This window comes from Natrialba swarupiae, assembly GCF_008245225.1.
Taxonomy (GTDB): Archaea; Halobacteriota; Halobacteria; order Halobacteriales; family Natrialbaceae; genus Natrarchaeobius; species Natrarchaeobius swarupiae.
The window spans coordinates 1-2,943 of record NZ_VTAW01000062.1; the positions used below are offsets into that span (position 1 = coordinate 1).

At 63.8% G+C, this 2,943-nt stretch carries 1 protein-coding gene and 1 pseudogene; one reads left to right on the forward strand and one right to left on the reverse strand.

The genetic code is table 11. The features are described 5' to 3' along the window. The first annotated feature begins 202 nt into the window (after positions 1-202). Positions 203-1,648, forward strand: coding sequence for an MATE family efflux transporter (locus FYC77_RS19865; RefSeq protein ID WP_149083220.1), 1,446 nt, complete (start codon positions 203-205; stop codon positions 1,646-1,648). 746 nt (positions 1,649-2,394) lie between these two features. On the opposite strand, the pseudogene FYC77_RS19870 reads toward FYC77_RS19865, so the two are convergent. Continuing rightward, positions 2,395-2,810 (reverse strand): annotated as a pseudogene (locus FYC77_RS19870) (alkane 1-monooxygenase); the annotation flags it as partial. Positions 2,811-2,943 lie beyond the last annotated feature (133 nt).

Consider the following 2,943-nt stretch of genomic DNA (forward strand, 5'->3'; position numbering starts at 1 on the left):
TCGTCTCAAGTCGATCACCGAAACGGCGTTCGACCAGAGCCAGAGCGCGGTCGGCTCCGCCAGCGGTTCGAACCCGAACCTTCCGTAGATCCGCCGATTTTCACGTGAATGGGCCGCAGATACGTATCGATCCGCCAGAATCCGACAGCGTGCCACGAACCGAAGGCCGCAACGATCCGCCGAGGAGCCACAGGTGTGACCCGTGAGTAGGGTCCCAAATCCGCTGCGGCTGATTATTCTCTCGATCGGGCTCGGCCTGGCACGACTCGGGGTGATCGACCGAGAACGTGCCGTCCAGACGACGATGCTTGCCTGGCCCCGAATCGTCACCGGCATCGCACGCATGTCGAAAAGCGCCGTCGACGTCGCGATGGTCGGCGTTGCCGTCGGCACGTCGGCCGTCGCCGGCGTCGGCTTTGCCGGCCCGTTCTGGGGGTTAGCCTTCGCTATCGGCGGCGGCGTCGCCGGCGGCACCATCGCGCTCGTCTCCCAGCGGTACGGTGCCGAAGCCGCTGACGAACTCGGACTAGCCGTCCGCTCGAGTGTGGTCCTCGTGATCGTGGTCAGCGCCCCGGTCGCGGCCGTCTTCTGGGCGTTCCCGTACGAACTTATCTCCCTACTGAGTAACAACGAGAGCGCGATCGAGTACGGCGCGCGATACCTCCAGGTCGTCGCGTTCGGCATTCCGTTTGCGGGTCTGAACCTCGTCGGCAGTCGCGTCCTCGTCGGCGCGGACGACTCGTACACGGCGATGCAGGTCCGTGCCGGCGGCGCTGTCGCCAACATCGGCCTGAACGCCGTCTTCATCTTCGGTCTCGAGTGGGGCGTCGCCGGCGCGGCGCTCGGAACCGTCCTCTCGAACGTCGCCGTCACGGCAACCTTCGCCGCAGGGATCTGTGCGGGCCGGATCCCAGGTATCGGCGCGTTCCCGGTCCGCGTCGATCCGTTCGGTGCGTACCTCGACGGAGAGACGCTTCGTGATCTCGTCACGATCGGTCTCCCCGTGGGCGGACGCAACCTCGTCTGGACCGTCGCCGAGTTTCCGATGCTCGGGATCCTCGATATCTTCGGGGAGAACACCGTCGCCGCGTTCGTCATCGCCCGCCGCATCTGGGGCGTCATGAACGCCCCTGGCTGGGGCTTCGGGCTCGCGTCCTCGAGTCTGGTCGGCCAGGCGCTCGGCAAGAACGACGAGGTGACGGCGAAGGCCTACGGCCGCGATATCATCCGTTTTGCCGTCGCGACCTACGTCGTCTCGGCGATTCTCATCGCCCTCTTCGCCGAGCAGATCGTCGTCCTCTTCGCGGAGGATCCGACGAGCGCGGAGATTCCGATCGCAATCGATCTGGTCTATGCGGCCTGTGTCGCAGTCGTCTTTCAGGGCGTTGCCAGCGCCGCAGCGGGGCCGCTTGACGCGAGCGGTGATACGCGCGTGCCGTTCGCGAGCCAGTTTCTCGGAATGTTCTGTGGCTCGATTCCACTGGCGTATCTCGGCGCAACCACCGGACTCGGCTACTGGGGGCTGTATCTGGCGTTTCTCGCCGAGACGACCGTCCCGGCGGCGATCAACTACTGGCGCTTTCGCACCGACAAGTGGAAAGCGATTAGCCAGTCGTACCGTCCCGAGACGACGGTCGCAGACGACTGACGACGGGACCGAGGAAATGACTCGTACGGTTTCCTATCAGACAGCCGCCACAATCGTCGCTCGAGTCGCTGGCAGTTTCGGTGGTCTCCGGTTCGTAACTGATACACCACCCTCTGGAGGCGGTACCGCGTATCTGGACCTCTCCAGTAACGCTGCACCGGTTCACACGCTGATCGGCGTCCGTCTGACGGGCAGGAGGGAAACGACGGGCAGTGGCTACGACAGTGACGTCACACGCCTGCACTGCAGGGGTGAAACCGTTTGCCGTGGTGGAACTGTGTCCAACACGGATGACGACGCGGGTACGGCACTCGACGTCTCGTCGAAACGGAAGCGACTCGGGCCGACTACCAATCGGGTGGGTGGCCGCTTCCGTCGGGTACGTATCCACAACAGGAGTTGGTGGTCGTGGCGAGGGTGTATGGCGCGGTTACATGGGTGCTGTTGGCCACAACAGGTGGGTCCGATCCTCGCCAACTGACCATTCAGTCAGTACAAAGATAAGCCTTTTGTTGGATGACGACGACGGCTATCTCGTCGTCCAGTTCGTGTTCCAACAGTACCCGTTTCGCTGCGGTTGCGTACTGCTCCGAGGGGCAGAGGGGCCGACGATACCGATATTTTGAGGCGGGTCGATGGACGGCCGTTCACCGACGGCGAGTGACTGGACACCCGTTCCGTGCAAACGTACCACTCGGCGTCTCCCGTGACGTGCTCCGCTGAAAAATGCATTCACATCGATCCACTCAGTCGCCGATTCCAACGCCCTCGGCGAGCAACTCGTGTGAGCGGAGCGCGTTCTCGTGATCCGCAATCAGGTTCTGGACGATCACCTCGTCGACGTCGACGACGAGTCGGTCGGTCAGCTGCTCGAGCAGGTCGGCGAGGTTTCGGGACTCCCCGATATCGACCGCGACCACTCCCCGTCGGGAAGCGGGTTCGGCGTCGGCTCTGGCACGCCGCCGAGTTCGTCGATCGCGGTTTCGACGGGTGGCGGCGATCCGACGACGCCCCGGCGCATGCGCTTGTACGACGCTTCGGCGGTTGCACGGAGTCGAGCAGCTTCCTCGTCAGTCTCGGCGCAGACAGCGTTCACCGCGAGCATGCCGCCCGGTTCGTCGGAGCGGACGCCAACCGCCGAGGGCTCGAAGCTGTCGCGATGACATCCTGCCCATCGTGAACGGAGAGGGAGCAAAGCTCCCTCAAGCAGTCGGGCGTGAGTGGTCAGCATAACTTTTGAATATCCGGGAGGAATGTTTTGATCCAGTTGTCGGCGAAGCTGACGCGTTTGGATA